General features: G+C 70.9%; 21 protein-coding genes and 1 pseudogene. 4 read left to right on the top strand and 18 right to left on the bottom strand.

What is annotated here, in order from left to right; all coding sequences use genetic code 11:
• Nucleotides 1–147 precede the first annotated feature (147 nt).
• From ABZX22_RS43125 to ABZX22_RS43110, 4 genes are all read right to left on the bottom strand, one after another.
• A complete protein-coding gene (locus ABZX22_RS43125; protein WP_354922468.1) occupies nt 148–489 on the bottom strand; it encodes a hypothetical protein in 342 nt (113 codons plus the stop codon).
• 79 nt (nt 490–568) lie between these two features.
• The gene (locus ABZX22_RS43120; protein ID WP_354922465.1) at nt 569–1,111 is read right to left on the bottom strand and encodes a sigma-70 family RNA polymerase sigma factor; all 543 of its coding nucleotides are present in this window, start codon (nt 1,109–1,111) and stop codon (nt 569–571) included.
• A 189-nt stretch (nt 1,112–1,300) separates the two neighbouring features.
• Entirely contained in the window at nt 1,301–2,044 is a 744-nt protein-coding gene (locus ABZX22_RS43115) for an SDR family NAD(P)-dependent oxidoreductase (protein WP_354922462.1), read from the bottom strand.
• Between the two features lie 444 nt (nt 2,045–2,488).
• Nucleotides 2,489–2,938 (bottom strand): MarR family winged helix-turn-helix transcriptional regulator, encoded by a 450-nt coding sequence (locus ABZX22_RS43110; protein WP_354922459.1) that lies wholly within the window; start codon nt 2,936–2,938, stop codon nt 2,489–2,491.
• A gap of 81 nt (nt 2,939–3,019) precedes the next feature.
• On the opposite strand from ABZX22_RS43110, the gene ABZX22_RS43105 reads away from it, so the two are divergent.
• Nucleotides 3,020–4,309, top strand: a complete 1,290-nt coding sequence (locus ABZX22_RS43105) for a nitroreductase/quinone reductase family protein (protein WP_354922456.1) — start codon at nt 3,020–3,022, stop codon at nt 4,307–4,309.
• Between the two features lie 178 nt (nt 4,310–4,487).
• Here the strand turns inward: ABZX22_RS43105 and ABZX22_RS43100 are convergent, their stop codons facing one another.
• The 7 genes from ABZX22_RS43100 to ABZX22_RS43070 form a co-directional block, all read right to left on the bottom strand.
• Nucleotides 4,488–5,075, bottom strand: coding sequence for an ATP/GTP-binding protein (locus ABZX22_RS43100; protein WP_354922453.1), 588 nt, complete (start codon nt 5,073–5,075; stop codon nt 4,488–4,490).
• The gene (locus ABZX22_RS43095) at nt 5,056–5,421 is read right to left on the bottom strand and encodes a DUF742 domain-containing protein (RefSeq protein ID WP_354922450.1); all 366 of its coding nucleotides are present in this window, start codon (nt 5,419–5,421) and stop codon (nt 5,056–5,058) included. The genes ABZX22_RS43100 and ABZX22_RS43095 overlap by 20 nt, the downstream gene beginning before the upstream one ends.
• Nucleotides 5,422–5,425: 4 nt before the next feature.
• A complete protein-coding gene (locus ABZX22_RS43090) occupies nt 5,426–5,848 on the bottom strand; it encodes a roadblock/LC7 domain-containing protein (protein WP_183648813.1) in 423 nt (140 codons plus the stop codon).
• Nucleotides 5,845–8,994: a nitrate- and nitrite sensing domain-containing protein gene (locus ABZX22_RS43085; protein ID WP_354922447.1), complete on the bottom strand. Its 3,150-nt coding sequence runs from the start codon at nt 8,992–8,994 to the stop codon at nt 5,845–5,847. Before ABZX22_RS43085 ends, ABZX22_RS43090 begins: the two co-directional genes overlap by 4 nt.
• A 230-nt stretch (nt 8,995–9,224) precedes the next feature.
• Nucleotides 9,225–11,453 carry a [protein-PII] uridylyltransferase gene (locus ABZX22_RS43080; RefSeq protein ID WP_354922443.1) on the bottom strand — a complete coding sequence of 743 codons (2,229 nt, stop codon included), beginning with the start codon at nt 11,451–11,453 and terminating at the stop codon, nt 9,225–9,227.
• A gap of 63 nt (nt 11,454–11,516) precedes the next feature.
• Complete coding sequence (locus tag ABZX22_RS43075; RefSeq protein WP_354922440.1) at nt 11,517–11,855, bottom strand: P-II family nitrogen regulator; 339 nt, start codon at nt 11,853–11,855, stop codon at nt 11,517–11,519.
• Nucleotides 11,852–13,198: an ammonium transporter gene (locus ABZX22_RS43070; protein ID WP_354922438.1), complete on the bottom strand. Its 1,347-nt coding sequence runs from the start codon at nt 13,196–13,198 to the stop codon at nt 11,852–11,854. Before ABZX22_RS43070 ends, ABZX22_RS43075 begins: the two co-directional genes overlap by 4 nt.
• 216 nt (nt 13,199–13,414) lie before the next feature.
• Here ABZX22_RS43070 and ABZX22_RS43065 point away from each other — a divergent pair, with 216 nt between their 5' ends.
• A complete protein-coding gene (locus ABZX22_RS43065) occupies nt 13,415–14,353 on the top strand; it encodes an iron-siderophore ABC transporter substrate-binding protein (RefSeq protein WP_354922435.1) in 939 nt (312 codons plus the stop codon).
• A gap of 69 nt (nt 14,354–14,422) precedes the next feature.
• Here the strand turns inward: ABZX22_RS43065 and ABZX22_RS43060 are convergent, their stop codons facing one another.
• From ABZX22_RS43060 to ABZX22_RS43035, 6 genes are all read right to left on the bottom strand, one after another.
• Nucleotides 14,423–15,358, bottom strand: a complete 936-nt coding sequence (locus ABZX22_RS43060; protein WP_354922432.1) for a sigma-70 family RNA polymerase sigma factor — start codon at nt 15,356–15,358, stop codon at nt 14,423–14,425.
• Nucleotides 15,359–15,623: 265 nt separating this feature from the next.
• Nucleotides 15,624–16,733: an imidazolonepropionase gene (gene hutI / locus ABZX22_RS43055; protein ID WP_354922488.1), complete on the bottom strand. Its 1,110-nt coding sequence runs from the start codon at nt 16,731–16,733 to the stop codon at nt 15,624–15,626.
• A gap of 23 nt (nt 16,734–16,756) precedes the next feature.
• The gene (locus tag ABZX22_RS43050) at nt 16,757–18,082 is read right to left on the bottom strand and encodes a formimidoylglutamate deiminase (RefSeq protein ID WP_354922429.1); all 1,326 of its coding nucleotides are present in this window, start codon (nt 18,080–18,082) and stop codon (nt 16,757–16,759) included.
• The gene (locus tag ABZX22_RS43045; protein ID WP_354922427.1) at nt 18,079–19,269 is read right to left on the bottom strand and encodes an allantoate amidohydrolase; all 1,191 of its coding nucleotides are present in this window, start codon (nt 19,267–19,269) and stop codon (nt 18,079–18,081) included. The genes ABZX22_RS43050 and ABZX22_RS43045 overlap by 4 nt, the downstream gene beginning before the upstream one ends.
• A gap of 88 nt (nt 19,270–19,357) precedes the next feature.
• Entirely contained in the window at nt 19,358–20,035 is a 678-nt protein-coding gene (locus ABZX22_RS43040; protein ID WP_354922424.1) for an SDR family oxidoreductase, read from the bottom strand.
• Nucleotides 20,032–20,370: a hypothetical protein gene (locus ABZX22_RS43035; protein WP_354922421.1), complete on the bottom strand. Its 339-nt coding sequence runs from the start codon at nt 20,368–20,370 to the stop codon at nt 20,032–20,034. The genes ABZX22_RS43040 and ABZX22_RS43035 overlap by 4 nt, the downstream gene beginning before the upstream one ends.
• A 39-nt stretch (nt 20,371–20,409) precedes the next feature.
• Here ABZX22_RS43035 and ABZX22_RS43030 point away from each other — a divergent pair, with 39 nt between their 5' ends.
• Nucleotides 20,410–20,940 (top strand): PadR family transcriptional regulator, encoded by a 531-nt coding sequence (locus ABZX22_RS43030; RefSeq protein WP_354922418.1) that lies wholly within the window; start codon nt 20,410–20,412, stop codon nt 20,938–20,940.
• The gene (locus ABZX22_RS43025; protein ID WP_354922415.1) at nt 20,940–21,104 is read left to right on the top strand and encodes a hypothetical protein; all 165 of its coding nucleotides are present in this window, start codon (nt 20,940–20,942) and stop codon (nt 21,102–21,104) included. The genes ABZX22_RS43030 and ABZX22_RS43025 overlap by 1 nt, the downstream gene beginning before the upstream one ends.
• A 252-nt stretch (nt 21,105–21,356) precedes the next feature.
• On the opposite strand, the pseudogene ABZX22_RS43020 reads toward ABZX22_RS43025, so the two are convergent.
• A pseudogene (locus ABZX22_RS43020) lies at nt 21,357–22,310 on the bottom strand (hypothetical protein); the annotation flags it as partial.

The raw sequence follows: 22,310 nt of genomic DNA, 5'->3' as shown, positions 1-22,310 counted from the left end.
CCGACTCCCGCTCCTGACCGGCCCCGATCCCGACCGACTCCGGATCCCGACGGGCCCCGATCCCGACCGACCGGGCGCCCGAACCGTCCGCGTCACCCCCTGTGGACATGGCGGCGGTGTGCTGAGTGATGGTGCGGTGAGGTTCGGTTATTTCTCCGGCAGTCGGGCTACATCAGATACCGGTCCGATGTGGGCAAGCTTGTCGGGATTGGCGACCGAGTGGACCGCCTGGACCACGCCATCGGCGATGTCGAGTTCGACCACGGCGGCCACGCGTCCTTCGGCGTCGTACATCACAGCGCCCGGCCCGCCGTTGACCCAGGCCGGCCGGAGGGAGACGCCGAGCATTCGTATCCGGCGGAGCCCGGCGACGAGCAGCTGTGCGACGCGCCGCGGCTCGGTCGCCGGCTTCCCGATCGCCTGTGCCTTGCCGCCGCCGTCCCCGTGGAGAACCACGTCGGGCGCGAGCATGCCGAGCAGCGCGTCCATGTCGCCGCCCGCGGCGGCCTCGAAGAACCTGCGGGCGAGCTCCTTGCCCTGCGCCCGCCGCGCCGGGGTCGGCGTCCTGTCACGCAGCTGCCCCCCCAGCGGCGATGCGCTGCCTGGCGCGCGCGAAGATCTGCCGGCAGTTCACCTCGGTCTTGCCGATGACCTTCGCCACATCCGGGTAGCCATACCCGAACACCTCGCGCAGCATGAACACCGCCCGCTCCACCGGCGAAAGGGACTCCAGCAGCACGAGGAACGCCATCGACAGCGAGTCGGCCAGCTCGGCGTGCTCGGCCGGCCCCGGCCCATCGGCGGGCACGACGACCGGCTCGGGCAGCCAGTCCCCCACATACGTCTCCCGCCGCACCCTCGCCGAACGCAGGTGGTCGATGCCCAGCCGCGTCACCGCCGTCGCCAGGTACGCCTTGGGATCGGCGATCACGGTTCCCGCCTGGCGCGCCCGGGTCATGCCGAGGAACGCGTCCTGCACGATGTCCTCGGCGTCGCCCACGGAACCGGTCATCCCGTAGGCGATGGAGAACAGCAGCGGCCGGTACCCGGTCGCGCCCGTCTCATCCGCCGGCCCAGGATCCCTCCCGCCGACTCGCGTACCGCTGCTCACCTGCTCGCCTTCTCACTCGAGGACGCTTCCGCACGACGGGCAGCAGGGTATCCGAGGCGCCCGGCCCGTCGATCACGCCTTATCACTGCACGGTTCCCTCCGGCCCCGCGACCGGCACGGTCCTGTCCACATACCACCGCCCGCACCAACGGCGGACGCAGGCCCGACCATGAAGGCAGTGCGCGGCGGTCACCAGGCGATGCGGCCAAGGCGATCGATGAAGGTCCCGGTCGGCCCGTCGGCGTCGATCATCGCAAGTTCGAGGATCGGGTCTGTGCCCTGGGTGACCGTCAGCTGGCCGGTGTGATTGTTCATGTCGGTGGCGGCGAACTTGCGGTTGGCGACCTCCCCGGGGGTGACCATGTTGAACTTGATCTCCGGGAGCGCCTGGGCGTACCGGACGGTGATCATGTTCAGTGCCGTCTTGGACGAGCTGTAGGCGAGCTCGTGCATTTTCGAGGCGGGCTGCTCCGGATCGGTCACGACCGCGAAGGTACCGACGGCGCTGGACACCATCACCACCCGCGGATTGTCCGCCGCCCGCAGCAGGGGAAGGAACGCGTGCGTGACCCTGACCGGTCCGTACACGTTGGTGTCGTAGACGGAATGAATCTCGTCGACCGTCGCGTCCGCGGGCGCGATGGCTCTTCCTGACGCGCCGGCGTTGTTGATCAGCACGTCCAGCCGGTCGGTGTGCTCCCGGACGAGCCGTTCCGCGTCGGTCACCGACTCGTCCGAGGTCACGTCCAGCGGGACCATGACCACGTTCGCGCCACCGGCGGTCAGCTTGTCGGCGGCCGCCCGTCCTCGACCTTCGTCACGCGAGCCGAGAAAGATCGTCCAACCCAGTTCCCCGAGCCGCCGGGCCGCCTCGAACCCCAGTCCCTTGTTGCCTCCGGTGATCAGCACCGAGGTCTGTCCCGCGTTCGTCATGCCCTCTAAGACGACATGCTCCATCGGGCTGTGACACCGTGTGAGAGAGCTCACATCCGGAGCGCGTTGCGGGTTGCCGGCTGTGCCGTCGAACTCCGCTGCAGCCGGTCCGGCATCCGAACCGGCTGACCACTCCGACACAGGCCGACCCCGCACTCGAACCGGCCGACCACTCCGACACAGGCCGACCCCGCACTCGAACCGGCCGACCACTCCGACACAGGCCGACCCCGCACCCGTACCCGCCGACCACTCCGACACAGGCCGCACGGGGCCGACGGACTCCCAGGGGAGATCAGCCCAGCATCTTGGACGAGCCTTCGGACCCTCGGGCACGCAACCCTGCGGCGGCACGGAACGTGTGTCGATGAAGCACGCTGATCGACGACCGCTCGAGCGGCGAGACCACCGGTGGAGAGATGGGCCGTCCGGTCGTTCGCCCGATCAGGCCCCGATCTCGCGCTCGTAGGCCAGGAGGGTGTCGATGAACATCCTGCGCTGCTCCGGCGTGAGCGGCTCCAGCGCCTTCCGCCACGCGCCCGCCCCCCGCCCCAGCCACTCCTCGATCGAGGTCTGGTGCGCCGGGGCGATGCTGACGATCGTCCGGCGCCGGTCGGCGTCGTCCTCGCGCCGCTCCAGCACGCCTTTGCGACTCAGATCCCCGACCATGAGGCTCACCGTCGCGGGCGCCACCTCCAGCCGGGCCGCCAGGTCGTTCACCGTGGTGGGACCGTCGAACAGCAGGTACGCCAGCAGCGACAGGTGACGCGGCGCCAGCGACAGCGACTGCAGCTCTTCCGGAATCTTGATCCGCTTCACCCGCCCGACCATGCGCGGCATCAGCAGCAGCAGCGTGCGGATCCCCTCATCGACGCTCAGGCCCTCCGTTGACATCGGCCCACTCCTCGAAATACCTTGCATATGAAATTAGCTTTGCTTGCAAAGCAAATTATCTTGACCATCTAAGGATATCGAATGGCCGAGGACTTCAATCAGCAGGTCATCGAGGAGTTCAGGGCGAACGGGGGCACCGTCGGCGGCATGTTCGAGGGCGCCCCGCTCGTGCTGCTCACGACGGTGGGCGCCAGGAGCGGCGTGGCGAAGACCAACCCGGCCGTCTACCTGCGGGACGGCGAGCGGATCCTGGTGTTCGGCTCCAACGCGGGACAGGACAGGCACCCCGCCTGGTACCACAACCTGCTGGCCAACCCGGACGTCGTGGTGGAGCTGGGGTCGGAGCGGTTCGCCGCGAGAGCGGTGCCGTTGGCGGGCGAGGAGCGGGTCCGGATGTACGAGCGGCAGGCCGCCATCGATCCGGCCTTCGCCGCCTACCAGGCGAACACGTCGCGGGTCATCCCGGTCGTCGCCCTCCACCGCCTCGACCGACCGGCGACCCGCGACGACACTGTCCCCCACGAGTCCCCCGCCACCGAAAAGCCCATGACCAGCGCGAACACGCCCAAGACACAAGTGCCCGAGACAAGGGCCACCGGGACGAAGGTGACCGAGACCCGGCCGACCGGGACACAGGTCACCGAGACGAGTGCGACGGGGACGAAGGTGGCTCAGATGGGGGTGACCGGTCAGACGGGGGTGACCGGTCAGATGGGAGCGGCCGAGACGGGGGGGACCGGTCAGACGGGGGTGACCGGGACACAGGTGACGGGGACGGGGGCGGCCGAGACAGGGGTGACCGGGGCAGGGGCGACCGGGGCAGAAGCGACCGGGGCAGGGGCAGCCGCGGAGGGCGGCGCCGGGACAGTGGCGGGCGGGACCGGCGCGGCCCGGTCGGACGGACGTGCGGCACAGGGAAGCCCGGGGGCGGAGTCGGCGGCGCGGGTGCGGGCGTTCGGGGACGAGCTGGTGCGGGTGCACGGCTGGCTGCGTGACGAGCTGGCGAAGGTCAGGAAGGGGGCGGCGCAGGGGCAGGGCTTGAGTGCGGAACTGCGCGCCCACTGCCTGACCTTCTGCGACGCGCTGCACTTCCACCACGGTGCCGAGGACAACGTCGCCTTCCCGCATCTGGAGGAGACGCACCCCGAGCTCGCCGATGCGCTCGCTCGGCTGCGGCGGGAGCACACCGTCGTGGCCCGGCTGATCAGGAGGCTGCGCGCGCTGCTCGACGAGGGCGGGGACGCGGCCGGCGAGGTCGAGAGGCTGGCGGCCGAGCTGGAAGCGCACTTCGACTACGAGGAGGAACAGCTGGTCCCGGTGCTCAACGCGATGACGTCAGTCCCGTGGGGAGCGCCTGGAGGTGCCGCGTAACGGCGGCCGGCCACGCACGCCGGCCGGCCGTCTCCCTGGACGGACGCCAGCCCCGTGCCCGGGGTGGGCTCGAGCCGGCTTGCCGTAGAGGGAGGAGGAGAGAACGCGGAAGGCCGCCGAGAGGAACGGCGGCCTGCCGCGAGACCGGCACAAACACCAACCCCGGAGCCGGGGGAGGTCAGGCCGGGGCGCCGTAGGTGGCGCGGACGCGGACGACGTGTTCCACCAGGGAGATCAGCGTCGCCTTGACCGACTCGCGGTTGCGGGCGTCGGTCCGCACGATCGGGATGTGCGGGGCGAGCGCCAGCGCCTCCCGCACCTCGTCCTCCGAGTGCAGGAACTGCCCGTCCCATCCGTTGATGCCCACGACGAAGGGCAGCTTGGCCTCTTCGAAGTAGTCGATCGCGGGGAAGGAGTCGGCGAGCCTGCGGGTGTCGAGCAGGACGACGGCGCCGATGGCGCCGCGGACCAGGTCGTCCCACATGAACCAGAACCGGTGCTGGCCGGGCGTGCCGAACAGGTACAGGATGAGGTCCCTGTCGAGCGAGAGCCTGCCGAAGTCCATGGCCACGGTGGTGGTCTGCTTGTTCGGGGTCAGGCCGAGGTCGTCGATGCCCGCCGAGGCATCGGTCATGACCGCTTCCGTCGTCAGCGGGAGGATTTCGGACACCGCACCCACGAACGTCGTCTTGCCGACGCCGAACCCACCCGCGACGACGATCTTCGTCGAGGTGAGTCCGCCGCTGCTAGAGCCTGCGAAGTCCACTGAGCACCCTTTCGAGCATGTTCATGTCTGGCTGTCCCTGGTCGAGACGCGGCTGGTGCAGGCGCACGAGGCCTTCGTCCGCCATGTCGGCGACGACGACCCTGGCCACGCCGAGCGGGACCCGCAGCAACGCGGAGATCTCGGCGACGGACCGGAACGACCTGCACAGCGTCATGATGGCCTCCTGCTCGGGGGTGAGCAGCGCCATCTCGTCGTCCGGGATCGACATCGAGGAGATCAGCGTCTCCATCGCCAAGTGGTAGCGGGGTTCCGACCTGCCGCCGGTGACTGCGTACGGACGGAACAGAGGCTCTTCGTCCCCTGCCCCATCGCTCCCGTACACCATCACATCACCGGGTCCTGGCAGCCTGGAGTTCCGCACGGAGAGCCGGGGTCAGCGCCTGACCGGCGCGGTCCACCAGCAGGGTCATCTGGTAGGCCACCAGACCCATGTCGCAGTCGGGCGAGGCCAGGACGGTCAGGACCGAACCGTCGCTGATGGCCATCACCAGGAGCAGGCCACGCTGCATCTCCACGACCGTCTGGGTCACGGGGCCGCCCTCGAAGACGCGCGATGCGCCGACGGTGAGGCTGAGCAGGCCCGCGGACACGGCCGCCAACTGGTCGGCCCGGTCCGGCGGGAAGCCCTCGGAGCTGGCCAGGCACAGGCCGTCGGCCGACACGACGACGGCGTGGGCCACTCCGGGGGTGTTCCTGACGAAGTCAGTGATCAGCCAGTCGAACCTATGGGCCTCGTGGCTCAAGGTCGTCACGCCAAGTCCTCCTTATCCAACCCGTTCGGGGCGGACTCATCGTTCACTTCCGCGCGTCCCCGGCGGATGCCCTGCTGGAAGCTGGACATCCGGTTTCTGATCCGGTCCGCCGAGACCGGCGGCATCGGGGTCATCTGCTGGGGCGCCTGACCCGCCGTGCCGGGGACCAGGTTCGCCTTGGGGGTGCGCTTGGGGAGACCGGCGGCGGTGATGCCGCCGAGGCTCGGGTCACTGGCCGCGGCCGCCGCCCGCCACCCCGCGTCGGCGGGGGTCCGCCACTGGTCACCATCAGAGGGTACGGCCTGGGCGGGCCGCTGCGCCTCCGGCAGGTGGTACTTGGGCTCCCGCCCGGGCGCCGCCGCAGATCCTGCCGCGGACCCCGCCGGAGTTCCGGCCGAAGACGCCGCCGGGTTCCCGGTGGCGGGGGCGGTGGAGGGAGCGCTGGTGGGGCCGCTGGAGGGGCCGGTGGCGGGACCCGCGGAGGCGGACGGTCGCGCGGCCTCCTCGGGCCGCCTGAACCACGCCGACTCCACCGCGGCGAAGATCGGCAGGAACTCCTCCTGCTCGGGCTCCAGGGGCGAGCTGCCGACCGCGGGCATGGCGGCGGTGTGCTCCTCCCACCCGTACGGCTCGGCCGGCGGGTAGGACGGCGACGCGGTCGCGGGCGGCGGCGTGAAGGCGCCGGTGTTGCCGCTGTCGGCGCGGGGGCCGCGGCGCGGCAGCCCGCTGTCGACGCTCGGGAAGGACGGGGGCCGCCCGTTCTTCTCCGTGCCGGGGAGCGACGGGTACTGCCCGTTCTGCTCCCTGCCCGGGAACGACGGGTGCCCGTTCTGCTCGGCGCCCGGGAGCGACGGGTACTGCCCGTTCTGCTCCCTGCCCGGGAACGACGGGTGCCCGTTCTGCTCGGCGCCGGGGAAGGACGGGTGCTGGCCGGCCTGGTCGAGGCTGGGGAAGGACGGGTGCGAGTGGCCCGGGTGCGGCGCGGTCTGGTCGAGGTTCGGCATCGCGCTCAGGTCGATGCTCGGGAACGACGGGTTGCGCTCGCCCTGGGGCTGCTGGCGGAAGAAGCCGCTGTCGCCGCCCGTGTCGGCGGTGAAGGCGCCGAAGGCCTGCCGGGTGCCCTGTCCGTTCGAGGTGGAGTCGTAGGACTCGAACGCGGTGAAGGCGCCGTTCTGCGCGGGCGCGCCGAAGGCGGGCGCGGAGGACGCGCTGCCGCCGAAGGCGGGCCGCGGGGGCGGCGGCGGCTGGTTGCCGTCGGCCAGCAGGGGCGGCGGCAGCAGGACCATCGCGAGGAGCCCGGTGCCCTCGCCCTTGCGCAGCTGCACGCGGATGCCGTGGCGCAGCGCGAGGCGGCCGACCACGAACAGGCCCATGCGGCGCGAGACCGACACGTCCACGACGGGCGGCTCGGCCAGGCGGCGGTTGGCCTCGGCGAGCTCCTCCTCGGTCATGGAGATGCCCTGGTCGCTCACCGACAGCAGCGCTCCGCCACCTTCGATGATGCTGCTGGAGACGTGGACCTGGCTGTTCTTGGGCGAGAACTGGATGGCGTTCTCGACCAGCTCGGCCACCAGGTGGACCAGGTCGTTGGCGGCGCTGCCGACGACCGCGGTCGCGCGGTGCACCTTGACCTGGACGCGCTCGTAGTCCTCGACCTCCGACAGGGCGGCGCGGACGACGTCGACGAGCTTGGCGGGTTGGCTGCGCCTGCGGGTGGGCTCGTGGCCGGCGAGGACCAGGAGGTTCTCCGAGTTGCGGCGCATGCGCGTGGCCAGGTGGTCGAGGCGGAACAGGTCGGCGAGGCGGCCGCCGTCCTGCTCGCCCTTCTCCAGGCCGTCGATCAGCGAGATCTGCCGTTCCACCAGCGTCTGCGTGCGCCGTGAGAGGTTGACGAACATCGAGCTGATGTTGCTGCGCAGCTCGGACTCCTCGGCGGCCAGCCGTACGGCCTGGCGGTGGACCTCGTCGAAGGCCTGCGCCACTTCCCCGATCTCGTCCTTGCCTTCGACGTCGATGGGCGCGACCTCCGGCGCGGTGGCGTTGCCCGAGACGCGCAGGTTGCGCACCACGTCGGGCAGCCGGGATCCGGCGATCTCGAGCGCCTCGCTGCGCAGGCGGCGCAGCGGGGTGACCATCGAGCGGGCGATGAGGACGGTGAAGAGCAGCACCAGGAGCAGCAGGAGCAGGATGGCGCCACCGATGACGAGGGCGGTGCGCAGTTCGGCGCTCCGCAGCTCCTCGGCCCTGTTGGTCACGGCCTGGGCGAGACCCAGGTTCTTGGGGTCGGTGTTCGACTCGACCTTCTGCATGACCGTGATGGCCTTGGCGTTGTCCTCGAACCACTGGGTGGGGTCGACGAGCAGCGCCCTGGCCTGGAAGGCCGGGCCGTCGTTGGTCAGCCGGATGGCGCGGGCCTTGGACAGCTCGGCCCTGACCACGTCGCTGTCGTTCTTGAGTCCGGTGGCGAGGGCCGTGGCCCTGGTGGCGCCGGCGTCGGCGGCGAAGCTGTTGACCAGCTGCCACTGCTCGGCGCCCGCGGCGATGAAGTCGGTCACCCGCTGCGCGTCGACCTTGGAGGTGCCGTAGTAGGACTCCAGCAGCATGATCCGCTGCCTGGAGACGGCCTCCTTGGCCTTCACCAGCACGGTCAGCGCGCGGAAGTCACCGAGGATCTGCGGGTCGTTGTTGAGGAGGCTCAGCTCCTCGTGCACGCGGACGAGCTGCTCGACGAGGTAGCGGTAGGCGCCGGAGTCGGGCCTGGCGCGCTGCTGCGACCGGATGGCCGGCAGCGACTTCAGCTGGGAGGCGGCGACCTTGGCGGCCTGCTGGACGCGGGGGCCGTAGGCGGCGTCCATGGCGGCGAGGTCGGCCAGGACGGCCTTGACCTGCTTGTCGACGACGTCCTTGCTGTCCTCGTAGGGCTGCTTGAGCTGCCTGCGCTGCTTGGTCGCGTAGAACCAGCCGCCAGTGTCACGCTCCATTCCGAGCGCCTGGACCAGATCGCGGATGTGGGTCGCCTGCCCGGCGATGACCACGGTGCGGTCGTAGACGCCGATGCTGTCGACGGAGGAGACGACCCTCGCTCCGCCGAGGACCACACCCGCGATGGTGGGTACCAGGATGAGCGCGGTGAGACGAGATCTCACGCGCCAGTTACGCAGTCCCATTCGTGGCATCGACCGCTTCCCGCGGTCCCGCCTGGCGGTACTTCCGCCGTCGGATGTCACCGTCGTCACAGCCGTCGTTACCCCTCAACCCTGTCCGCAACAGGAATCATAAAGACCGTAATTCGCCCCACAACGTATCCGCCACAACTCGCGTACCAGGCAAAACGGACACAATCGTTACAAAGGTGACCGCAGACCGTTGCCGTTGGTTACCGGAGCGCGGCGAGCACGTGATCGCGGACTTGGGTCCGCTGCGCGTCGTCGCTGAGGGGGCGCCCGGCGCGGTCCACTACGTAGAAGACGTCAACCGCCTCCGCGCCGAGAGTCTCCACGCGAGCGGCTTTCACGTCAAGCCCGCATTCGCCGAAAGCTCTGCCGATGCGCCACAGAAGGCCCGGGCGGTCGTGGGCGCGGACCTCCACCACGGTGGCCGTGGCGGAGGCGTCCTCGATCAGGGTGACGCGGGGTGGGGCGACCGGCACCCTGGCGGGTCGCACCGACCGGGCGCGGCGGGCCAGCCGCTGCTCGATGTCCAGGCGTCCGGCCAGGACCAGGCGCAGGTCGGCCTCGAGGGTCGCCGGGTCGGGGGGCGTGCCGTACTCGGGCACGACGGAGAACTCGATCACGGCCGTGGCGCTCGCGGAGGCGGCCGAGGCGGAGCGGACGATCATCCGGTGGGCGGCCAGAACGCCGGCCGCGCGCCACAGCAGGCCAGGGCGGTCGGGGGCGACGACTGTGACGTTTGTCCCATTCACTCGGATCGCGCCGCCGCCGTGCCTGGCGAGGGCGGCCTGGGCGGGCGAGAGGGTGGGCACGGGAGGCAGCGGCGAGCCCGACAGCGCGCTGCGCACCCTGCGGACCAGGTCGTCGACGAGCGCGGCCTTCCACGAGTTCCACGCGGCGGGCCCCGTCGCGTGGCCGTCGGCGACGGCGAGCGCGGCCAGCAGGTCGAGCACCTCGCGCGAGCCGACCGCGCCGGCGACCTTCTCGATCGTCACGGGGTCGTCGAGGTCGCGCCTGGTCGCGGTCTCCGGCAGCAGCAGGTGGTGGCGGACGACGGTGGCGAGGATCTCGACGTCCTGCGGCGGCAGCCCGACGCGGGCGCCGATGTCGCGCACGACCACCTCGCCGGTGACCGAGTGGTCGCCCGGCCAGCCCTTGCCGACGTCGTGCAGGAGGGCGGCGATCAGCAGCAGGTCGGGGCGGGCGACCTCGCGGGTGTGGGCGGCGGCGTTGGCCGCGGCCTCGATGAGGTGCCGGTCGACGGTGAAGCGGTGGATGGGGTTGCGCTGCGGGCGGTGCCGTACGCGCTCCCAGTCGGGCAGCAGCTTCACCAGGATCCCGGCCTGGTCGAGTTCCTCCCACACCGGTACGGCGGCGCGCCCGGCGCCGAGCAGGGCCACCAGCGCGTCGCGCGCCTCGTCGGGCCACGGCACCGGCATGGGCGCCGACTGGGCGGCCAGCACGGAGACGGTGGCGGGGGCCAGCGGCAGCCCCGACTCGGCGGCAGCGGCGGCGGCACGCAGCACGAGCACCGGGTCGGTGCGGGGCGTGGCGCCGCGGGCCAGCACGACCTCGCCCGCGTGCTCGACCACGCCGTCGGCCAGCGGCCTGCGGCCGCGGGGGATCGGGCCGGACAGCAGCCGGTCGACGGTACGCCAGGTGGCGTCGAAGGCGTGCGAGACGGTCCTGCCCGCCTCGGCGAGCCTGCGCATCAACGCCTCGGCGTCGAGCAGGCCGAGTGTTCCCGCCACCGCGTCCTGCTCCTGCAGCACCAGCCGGTCGGCGCCGCGGGCGGTGACGACGTGGAGCGCGTGCCGGACGTCGAGAACCAGCTCGTAGGCCTCGCGGACGCGCGGGCCAGGGGCGGAGGCCACCCAGGCGGCGGCGACCGCCTGCATGGCCTGGACGTCGCGCAGCCCGCCGCGGCCGTCCTTGAGGTCGGGCTCGAGGCGGAAGGCCAGCTCGCCACTGCTCCGGGCGCGCTTGTCGGCCGCCTCGCGCAGTTCGGCGAGCCGGCGGCGGGAGTCGGCACGCCAGTCGGCGAGCACGGTCTCCCGCGCCTTCCTGGTCAGCTCGGGGTCGCCCGCCACGTGCCTGGCCTGGATGAGGCCGAGCACGACCTTCAGGTCCTCGCGGGCGACCTTCACGGCCTCCTCGACCGTGCGGACGGAGTGGTCGAGGCCGACGCCGGAGTCCCAGATCGGGTACCAGATCCGGTCGGCGATCCTGGCGACGTCCTCGCCGCCGTCGTGCAGCATGACCAGGTCGAGGTCGCTGCCGGGGGCCAGCTCTCCCCTGCCGAGGGAGCCGACGGCGACGAGCGCGACGCCCTCGCCGCCGGGATGGGCCGTGCGCAGGAGGTCCTTCAGCCAGCGGTCGGTGTCCGCGGCCCGCTCCTTGCGGGACGCGGCGAACGAGCGGGCGTCTGCTCTCACCGTGTCCTCCGGCCGGGCTCCTCGCCGCGCCTCGGCTCCGTCATGGTCACCGCGCTTCCGTGGTCACAGGGCTTCGGGACCGCGCTCTCCGGTGCGCACCCGGATCACGGTGTCGACGGGTACGGACCACACCTTGCCGTCGCCGATCTTGCCGGTCTGGGCCGCCTTGACGATGACGTCGATGACGTCGTCGGCGTCGTCCTCCTCGGCCAGCACCTCCAGGCGGACCTTGGGCACCAGGTCGACCTGGTACTCGGCGCCGCGGTACACCTCGGTGTGCCCGCGCTGGCGGCCGTAGCCGCTGGCCTCGCTGACCGTCATGCCCTTGATGCCGAACTGCTCGAGGGCGGCCTTCACGTCGTCGAGCTTGAAGGGCTTGATGACCGCGGTGATGAGCCTCATGCGTCCACCTTCTTCGAGGTCGTCGTGGCGAGCGCCGTCGACGGGCTCACGCCTGAGGCGTACACGGTGCCCAGGTCGTAGCCGGTCTCGGCGTGCATGGTGATGTCGACGCCCGCGAGCTCCTGGTCGGCGTCGACCCTGAAGCCCATTGTCCTGTCGATCACCTTGGCGGCGACCCACGACACCGCGAAGGAGTAGCCGCCGACCGCGACGGGACCGAGGATCTGCAGGCCGAGCTGGCTGATCGGGCCGCCGTAGAGCAGGCCCTCGTTCTGCTGCTCGAGGAAGGGGTAGGCGGCGAAGAAGCCCAGGGAGACCGCGCCGACGACGCCGCCGACCAGGTGCACGCCGACCACGTCGAGCGAGTCGTCGAAGCCCAGGCGGTACTTCAGGCCGACCGCGTAGGCGCAGGCCACGCCCGCCAGCAGCCCGATGACGAGGGCCGCCCACGGGTCGACGAAGCCGCACGCGGGGGTGATGGCGACCAGACCGGCGACGGCGCCCGAGGCGACGCCGAGCGTGGTGGCGTGGCCGTCGCGCAGCTTCTCGACGACGAGCCAGGCGCCGGCCGCGACGGCGGTGGCGATCTGCGTGTTCATGAAGGCCAGACCCGCGGTCTGGTCGGGGGCGAGCTCGGAGCCGGCGTTGAAGCCGAACCAGCCGAACCACAGCAGGCCGGTGCCGAGCAGGACCAGCGTCAGGTTGTGCGGGCGCATCGGCTCCTTGCGCCAGCCCTGGCGCCTGCCGAGCACGAGCGCGAGCGCGAGGGCCGCGGCTCCGGCGTTGATGTGGACCACGGTGCCACCCGCGAAGTCCTCGATGCCGAGCTGCCCGAGCCAGCCGCCGCCCCACACCCAGTGGGCCACGGGGAAGTACACGACCGTCGCCCACACCAGGGAGAAGAGCACCCAGGCGCCGAACTTGGCGCGGTCGGCGATGGCGCCGCTGATCAGAGCGACCGTAATGATCGCGAACGTGAGCTGGAAGGCGGAGAAGACCATCATCGGGAAGTTGTCGGCCGCCGCCGCCTCGGCCGTCACCTGGCCGCCCTGGACGATCAGACCCTCGTACACCGCGTTGAAGACGCCGGCCAGGCCGAGGTTGTCCAGGCCGCCGACGACGAAGTTCAGCGTGTCGCTGCCCGAGGCGTCGAACGCCAGCGAGTAGCCGTAAAGGACCCAGGCGATCGTCACCACGATGATGCTGACGAACGACATCATCATCATGTTGAGGACGCTCTTGGCCCTGGTCATGCCCCCATAGAAGAACGCGAGGCCCGGAGTCATCAGCAGCACCAGGGCGGTGCATACCAGCATCCAGGCGGTAGTGCCGCTATCGATCATCGACGCGACCCTCCTTCACTTTCGGCCTGTACGTGTCGCAGTGGATGCCCCCAGCAGCGCACTGACGTGTCGCCTCAGCGTCTTCGTCCGCCGTTTCGTGGTTTGACGCCGCATGTTTCGCATGCGTGAAACTCCGCACTCCGGTGTTTCATGGGTGTTTCGGACAGACCGGTACTACACTTAGGGTTGCCTAACCTAACGATCAAGGAAACTGTGATGACGTTCCGTCTGGCCGGGCTCACGGCCGCCCTGCTGTCCGCCCTCGCGCTCACCGCGTGCGGCACCTCCACCCCCGAAGGGACGGCCACGGGGCCCACCCGGGCGATCAAGCACGCGATGGGGGAGACGAAGGTCCCCGAGACGCCCAAGCGGGTCGTCGTCCTCGACACCGACAAGCTGGACACGATGGTGTCGCTCGGCCTGACGCCCGTCGGCGCCGCGCAGGCGGCCGAGAACCAGAAGTGGCCCGCCTACCTGGGCTCCGCGCTGTCGGCCACCACGTCGGTCGGCACCCTCCAGCAGCCCAACCTGGAGGCGATCACCGCGCTGAAGCCCGACCTCATCCTCGGCACCAAGTTCCGCCAGGCCGCCTTCTACGACAAGCTCAGCAGGATCGCGCCCACCGTCTTCACCGAGAAGGTCGGCGTCACCTGGAAGGAGAACTTCCTCCTCGACGCCGACGCGCTCGGCAGGAAGGCCGAGGCCGAGAAGCTGCTGTCGGCCTACGAGGGCCGCGCCGAGCAGGTCGGCGCGAAGTTCGCGAAGCTGAAGGTGAGCATCGTGCGCTTCATGCCGACCGAGATCAGGATGTACGGCCCCGAGTCCTTCAGCGGCATCGTGCTCGGCGACGCGGGCGTCCAGCGCCCGGAGGCGCAGCTGCTCGCCGACCAGGACGACAAGCGGTTCGGCAAGCTGAGCCAGGAGAACATCGCGAAGGCCGACGGCGACGCCCTGTTCTACAGCGCGTACGGCGACGCCGCCGCCAAGAGCCAGGCCGAGGTCACGGGCGGCCCGCTGTGGAAGAACCTCGGCGCGGTGACCTCCGGCCACGCCCACGACGTGGACGACGAGGTGTGGATGCTCGGCATCGGCGTCACGGCGGCCGGCAAGATCCTCGACGACCTGGACACCTACCTGACCCCGCTGGCCCGATAGCCACGGGCGGGCCCTCAGGGCCGCCGTGGGCGGCGTGGGCGGCGTACGCCGGCGAACGGCGTACGCCGGTCAGGCGGCGGCCGAGGCCATCTTGCGGAGCCTGGCCAGGGCGTCGCGCTCGATGCGGCGGGCGCGGTCGCGGCCGATGCCGTAGCGCTCCCCCACCTCCGTCAGCGTGTGCTCGCGCCCGTCGAGCAGGCCGTAGCGCCAGCGCAGCATCTCGCTGGTCGGGCCCTCCAGCCCGGTCAGCCACTCGTCGAGACGCTCGCGCTCCAGGATGTCGATCGCCTGCTGCTCGGGATCGGCCCACGTCTCGTCGGCGATCATGTCGCCCAGTTCGGTCTCGTCCTCGTCACCCACGCCGAGCTGGAGCGAGACCGGGTCGGAGGCCCAGCGGCGCAGCTCACGCACCCGCTCGATCGGCAGGTCGAGCACCCGGGCGAGGTCGTCGTCGGTCGGCTCGGCGTCGAACTCGGCCAGCATGTCGCGCCGTACCCGCATGAGCCTGGTCATCTGCTCGCCCGCGTGAGTGGGCAGCCGCACCGGCCTGGCCTGCTCGTGGATGGCGCGCCCCACCGACTGCCTGATCCACCAGGTGGCGTAGGTCGAGAACTTGTACCCCCGCCGGTAGTCGAACTTCTCCACCGCCCGCACCAGGCCCAGGTTGCCCTCCTGGACCAGGTCGATCAGCGGCATGCCCCGCCCCGAGTACTTCCGTGCGACGGCCACCACCAGGCGCAGGTTGGCCTGGATGAACTCGTCCTTGGCGCGCCGTCCCGAAACCGCCAGGCGCTCGAGCTCCTCGTCGGCCGCGTCCCCGATACGCGGCTCGGAGCCCCCGCTGTCGAGCAGCTGCTCGGCGAACAGCCCCGCCTCGATCCGCTTGGCGAGCTCGACCTCCTCCTCGGCGGTGAGCAGCGGAACCCTGCCGATCTCGGCCAGATAGGTCCCGAGCAGGTCGCGATCGGCGACCTCCTGCGTGCGATTCCCCGTAGGCCTTGCCATCCCCAGGCACCTCGTTCCCGCAGCTGCGTTCTATATCCCGGCAACGTCCGGCCCGAAGCAAAGATTCCCAAAAGAACTACGACCACAGGACGGTTCTGCACCTCCTTCTCAGGGATGAGAAATCCTTTTCCTGGCGCGCGAAAAAAGGCGGGGGCGGCGCCGATACGCCGCCCCCGCCGCAGGCTCGCCGCGCGTCGCGGCTACGACCAGAGGATGACCCGCGGGACTCAATGACCCGCGGGATTCCGAGAAATGCCCGCCGGATTCAGGCGACCCGCTCGCCCGCCCGCCACACCTGCCGCACGAGCGGCACCCCTGGCCGGTAGGCCAGGTGCACGAACGACGGCGCGTCCAGCACGACGAGGTCGGCCCGCGCGCCCACGCGCAGCTGCCCGACGTCGTCACGGCGCAGCGCCCTGGCCCCGCCGTAGGTCGCGGCCCTGACCGCCTCCATGGGCGTCATCCGCATCTCCCGTACGGCCAGCGCCACGCAGAACGGCATCGACGAGGTGAACGACGACCCGGGGTTGCAGTCGGTGGCGATCGCCACGGTGACGCCGGCGTCGATGAGCCGCCGCGCGTCGGGATAGGGCGAGCGGGTGGAGAACTCCGCGCCCGGCAGCAGCGTGGCCACCGTGTCGGAGGAGGCCAGCGCGTCGACGTCGGCGTCGCTCAGGTGCGTGCAGTGGTCGGCGGAGGCCGCGTCCAGCTCGACCGCGATGCGCACGCCGGGACCCTCGGTGAGCTGGTTGGCGTGCACGCGCGGCAGCAGGCCCGCCTTGATGCCCGCCTGGAGGATCTCGCGTGTCTGGTCGCCGTCGAAGGCCCCCCGCTCGCAGAAGACGTCCACCCACTTGGCGTACGGCGCGCACGCCCGCAGCATCTCGCCCGTGACGGTCCTGACGTAGTCGTCGGCGTCGGTCCCGGCGGGCACCACGTGCGCGCCGAGGAAGGTGGTCTCGTCGGTGAGCGAGGTGGCGATCTCCAGCGAGCGCCGCTCGTCCTCCACGGTCAGCCCGTAGCCGCTCTTGATCTCCACGGTGGTCGTGCCCTGCGCGGTCATCTCGGCGACCAGCGCCGCCGCGCGCGTGGCCAGCTCGGCCTCGCCCGCCGCCCTGGTCGCGGTCACCGTGGTGCGGATGCCGCCCGCGGTGTAGCTCTGGCCCGACATGCGGGCGTTGAACTCGAAGGTGCGGTCTCCGGCGAAGACCAGGTGCGCGTGGCTGTCGACGAAGCCGGGGATGACGCACCTCCTGCCGGCGTCGTGACGCTCGTCGCACGCGGGCGCCTGGCTGGAGGGACCGACCCACGCGATCCGCTCGCCCTCGATCACCAGCGCGGCGTCCAGGTGCTCGACGTGGCCGTCGAACAGCATCCCGATCCCGTCGATGAGGGTACTCACCTGATCGCTCCCATCGCCTCGTTCAGCATCCGCCCGACGTCTCCCAGCTCGTGCCGGCCGTCGGTGACGATCCTGCGACCGCCCGACACCACACTGTGCACGTCCGCGGCCGTCGCCGCGAACACGATCGTCTCCAGGGCGCTCTCGCGTGTCGCGCCCGCCGTACGGACCGAGTCGAGGCGGACCGAGACCAGGTCGGCCCACGCGCCGGGAACCAGCCCTCCGGCGTCGGGGAAGCCCAGCGACGCGTGGCCGGCGACGGTGGCGGCGGCCATCAGCTCGGCGGCGGTCCAGTGGCCGCGCTTCTCGCTGGCCAGGCGCTCGTTCAGCTCGACCGCCCTGGCCTCCTCGAACAGGTCGACGACGGCGTGGCTGTCGGAGCCGAGCGTGATCGGCGAGCCCCTGTCGAACAGTGCCCTGGCCGGGCCGATGCCGTCGGCGAGGTCGCGTTCGGTGGTCGGGCACATGCAGATGTGGGTGCGGGAGTGGCCGAGCAGCTCGAGGTCGACCTCGGCCAGGTGGGTGGCGTGGACGGCGGTGGACCGCGGGCCGAGCGCGCCGTGCTCGTGCAGCACCTGGACCGGGGTGGCGGCGTAGCGCTCGACGCAGGCGGCGTTCTCGGCCCGCTGCTCGGAGACGTGCGCGTGCAGCGGGGCGGCGTGCTTGCGGGAGAACTCGGCGACCGTCGGCATCTGCTCGGGCGGCACGGCCCTGACGGAATGGATGGCCGCGCCGATCTCCACGTCGTGCCGGCCCTCGTAGGCGGCGGCCAGCTCCTGCGCCCTGACCGCCCACGCCTCGCTGGTGCCGTCGCCGAAGCGCAGCTGCGGACCGGTCAGCGCGGTGCCGACGCCGCCGGTCAGGTAGCAGGTGTCGAGCAGCGCGATGCGCAGACCGGCCTCGCGCGCGGCCTGGATGAGCGCGTGCCCCATCTCGTTCGGATCGTCGTACGGCACGCCGTCCGGCCCGTGGTGCAGGTAGTGGAACTCGCCCACGCAGGTGACGCCCGCCAGGGCCATCTCGGCGTAGGCGGCCCTGGCCAGCCTGAGGTAGGAGTCGGGGTCGAGCGCGCCCGCCACCTCGTACATCTGCTCGCGCCAGGTCCAGAAGTCGCCCTTGCCCGTCTGGGTGGCGCCGCGCAGCGCGCGGTGGAACGCGTGGGAGTGCGCGTTGGCCATGCCCGGGAGCGTCAGCCCCGCGAGGGTGATCCCCTGCCGCTCGCCCCTGTCGATCGAGACGATCCGCTGGTCCTCGACCTCGATCACCACGCTGTCGGTGACGCCCTCGGGCAGCAGGGCGAGCTCGCACCAGTAGATGGTCATCGGGCCAGCTCCTCGAGCACGCCGGCGAGGGCGGTGACCCCGTGCGCGCAGTCGCCGGGTTCGGCGTGCTCCCGCGGCGAGTGGGAGACGCCCGTGGGGTTGCGCACGAACAGCATCGCGGCCGGCACGCCCGCCGCCGCCAGGATGCCCGCGTCGTGGCCCGCGCCCGTCGGCAGCACGGGAGCCGGGCCCTGCCCTGCCGTCCTGACTTCGGCGAGCGCCGAGCCGACGGCACGGGCGAGGCGGTCGCGCAGCGGCACCTCGAAGTCGACGACGGGGGTCCAGGACTCCTCGCGCACGTCCCTGCCCTCGGACAGCTCCCGCACCAGCGCCCTGACCGCCCCCTCGGTGGCGCCCCTCGCGTCCAGCCACGCCGAGACCAGGCCGGGGATGGCGTTGGCGTTGTTCGGCGAGACCCGCACCTTGCCGAACGTCGCCACGATCCCGTGCTTCTCGGCCGCGTCGCGCGCCTGGAGCACCGCGCGGGCGTAGTCGAGCATCGGGTCGTGCCTGTCCTCCAGCCGCGTCGTGCCCGCGTGGTTGGCCTCGCCGGAGAAGTCGAAGCGCCACCTGCCGTGCGGCCAGATCGCGCCGGCCACCCCGACGGGCTCGTCCAGGTCGGCCAGGCCGCGTCCCTGCTCCACGTGCAGCTCGACGAACACGCCGATCCTGGCGCGCGTCTCGTCGTCCCTGCCCAGCTCCTCGGGACGGCGTCCGGCCCTGCGCAGCACCTCGTCCATCGAGGCGCCCTCGTCGTCGGTCAGCGACCTGGCCCTGGCCGGGTCGAGCACGCCGGTCAGCAGCCGCGAGCCCATGCACGGCACGCCGAACCTGGCGCCCTCCTCGTCGGTGAAGCAGGCGACGCCGATCGGCCTGGCCGGGGTGAAGCCTCTGGCCTTCAGCAGGTCGAGCGCGTGGAAGGCGGACACGACGCCGAGGGGGCCGTCGTAGGCGCCGCCCTGCCGTACGGAGTCGAGGTGGCTGCCCGTGACCACGCCGGGTGCGCGGTCGGGGTCGCCCCACCAGGCCCACAGGTTGCCGTTGCGGTCGTCGTGCAGGCCGAGGCCGCGGCGTTCGGCCTCCTGCCGGAACCACTCCCGCAGCTCCATGTCCGCGGGCGACCACGCGTCCCGCACATAGCCGTTGGTCGCGGGATCCCGTCCTATACGCGAGAGTTCATCCAGCATGCCCTCACTCTAGTGAATGAATCCATTCAGCCACACCCGGCACCCCGGACTTCCGCCGGGTGGTGAGCCCGGCGGCGCTCGCCCGGCGTCAGGAGACGGGCCCCTCGCTGGGCCGGAGGGTCAGCTCGGTCAGGTGGGCGTCGGGGCCGGCGTTGATCGCCGCCAGGACGGCCCTGGCCACGGTGTCCGGCTCCAGGTACTTCTCCGGCTCGAAGGCCCCGCCCTCCTGCACCCGCACGCCACGCTGCATGTCGGTGGCGACGCGGCCGGGGTAGACGGTCGTGACCCGCAGCGCGGGCTCCTCCAGCCGCAGTCCGTCGGCGAGGGCGCGCAGGGCGAACTTGCTGGCCGCGTAGGAGCCCCAACCGGGGTTGGCGCGCAACCCGGCGCCCGAGTTGATCAGGACCACGTGCCCGCCCGCCGCCCGCAGGGCCGGGAGCAGCAGCCTGGTCAGCTCGGCGACGGCGACCACGTTGATGTCCATGGTCCGCCGCCAGACCTCGGCGGGGGTGTCGGCGATCCGGCCCAGCGTGACCACCCCTGCGCTGTGCACGAGCACGTCGAGCCGGTCGACGTCCTCGACGTCCGCGGCGGTGACCTCGGCGAGCTCCACCGGCCACGCGCGGGCGTCGGAGAGCTCGGCGGCCAGCGCGTCGAGGGCGGCCCGGTCGCGGCCGCCGAGGATCAGCCGGTGGGTGGGCGCCAGCGCGCGGGCGACGGCCTCGCCCACACCCCTCGACGCCCCTGTGATCAGTGCGGTTCTCATGGTCGCCAGCCTAAGGGCCGCAGCTCGCCGGTCCCCGGCGTGATCAGCTCGAGGGAGTGCTCGCGTCCCGGATAGCCCGGATCGGTCGGCCTGACGCGCACCCGCGCGAGGTCGGCCTCCTGCAGCACGCAGGTGTACCACTCGCCTTCCCAGTGGAACTCCCAGCGGCCCGCGAGCCGGTCGAGCCCCTCCCGCCTGACCACCTCCTCGGCCGTGTCCGCGTCCGCCGCGGGACCCAGGGGGTAGCCGAAGACGGTCAGCGGCCGCCAGCCGCCCTCCACCTGCCCGACGTAGCCGAGCAGAGCGCCGTCGTCCTCTCTCACGATCTCTCTCACGGTTGACACCGTACTCAAGTTTGTATTCAAATTTGAAGAGTGAATACGACGCGCGTTCTCATCCTCGGCACGCTGCTCGACGAGCCGATGAACGGCTACCAGGTGCGGCGCCGCCTGGAGACGATGGGCGCCGACCAGTGGGCCAACGTCGCCTTCGGCTCGATCTACCACGGCCTCGGCAAGATGGCCGACGAAGGGCTGCTCGACATCGTCGAGAGCGGCAAGGGCGGCAAGACCGTCTACGCGATCACGGAGGCGGGCCGGTTCGAGTTCCACCGGCTGCTCATGCTGCTCTGGTACGAGATCAGGCCGATCATCGACCCCTTCCAGGTGGCCATGACGTTCATGGACCGGCTGGACAGGCCGCTGCTCAAGGACGCGCTACAGGTCAGATCCGACGAGCTCAGCCGGGCGGTCGCGATGATGCAGCGGGCGCTGGGCAGCAAGCAGGCCTTCGGCGCACCGCGGCACGTCGACGAGAACCTGCGGCTGAACATCGGCATGGTCAACGCCCAGCTCGACTGGGTGCGTGAAGCCATCCAGAAGGTCGAAGAAGGAGACCTCCCCTGATGATCATCGATGCGCAAGGCTTAAGGAAGACCTTCGTCACCAAGAGCAGGAAAGGCACCCAGACCGTCGAAGCGGTCAAGAGCGTCGACCTCGAGGTGAAAGACGGCGAGATCTACGGCGTGCTCGGGCCCAACGGCGCGGGCAAGCCGGATATCGGATTGTGACACTTTGATGCATAGGGTCCGTCTTGCTCGGTGATACGCCTACGTGAGGGCGTTGACGAATCGTTGCGGTGGCGCTGACCTCATGGGGCAAGATCTCAAAAGGGGGGCATCACAATGGTTCCTTGATGGGGAGGGGCAGCGCCCCTGCCCCCGGTTTCCCCTCCCCGCCCCCCTTTTGCGATCTTGGAGGGGTCCCCATGAGGTTGGCTCCGAAACGATTCGGCAACACCCGTCAACGTGCATCCTTGGCTGTTAGGTGAGGAGTTGCTTCGGCCCGCACACTTCCCGGTATGCCTCACGAAGGTCTTCAGCCTCGGGGAGTTGGCGAGCCTCGATCTCTCTGATCACCTCTCGTGCTCGCCAATAGTTGGAAGGCACTAGTAGGCCGCTCGTCACAGCAGTGAGCGTTACCTCGCCTGCTTCGTCCGGTTGATCGGCGGCGAGGAGGGCCAAAGCCAGGTCAAGGCGCGCGGATACCGCTCTTCGGGGGCGTGCTGGCCCATCAACGGGAGTCTCCAGCCGCGCGAGAACTTGCCGGGCATAGCTTTCGGCAGCAGGATCTCCGAGCCAAGACAGCGTGGTGGCGATGTACGCTTCGCTTTTGGCGGGGTCGTAGCGGTAGTGGTGTTCGGGGTTATCGGGCATCGATAGCGGGGAGACCAGCCGTGCAACACGGTCGAGGGCGTCTCGTGTCTCGGGGCCAGCACCAAGGCGCGCCCACACGCGGCCTTCTTGAGCGGTTGCCTGGATGTAGGCCGAGCCAGTACGTGGAGCGATGGCCTGCGCGCCTTGCGACAGCGTCAAGGCGCGACGGTAGTCCCCTGTGGTTACCGCTTGCCATGCCTGGGTTTCCAGGCACCAAGCCGAGATCTCCGGATGCTCAGCGTGTTCCGCCATCAGCATGGCTGTCTTGAGGCGGGCTGTTGCCGCTTGGAACTGCCGGAGATCGACATGGCAGGTGGAGGCGAGCAGCGAGAGCCAGCCCCCGACGACAAGGAGGCGGCGATGCTCAGCCAGTGTCTTCTTGGCATCGAAGAGCTGTGAGACATATGCCAGGTGTCGCCTAGTCCGGGTGAGTAGCACTTCAGGCGGCGTACGCGGGTATGCCATCGCGAGTTCATCCACGACGAGTTCAAGGCGTTCGAGCGTCGCGTCCCCTACGTCGCTGGCGGCTACGCGACGGGCCAGTTCCAACGAGTCGATCTC

Source organism: Nonomuraea sp. NPDC003804, from assembly GCF_040610675.1.
In the GTDB taxonomy this organism is placed as follows: Bacteria; Actinomycetota; Actinomycetes; order Streptosporangiales; family Streptosporangiaceae; genus Nonomuraea.
This window is presented reverse-complemented; position numbering and strand designations above follow the sequence as displayed.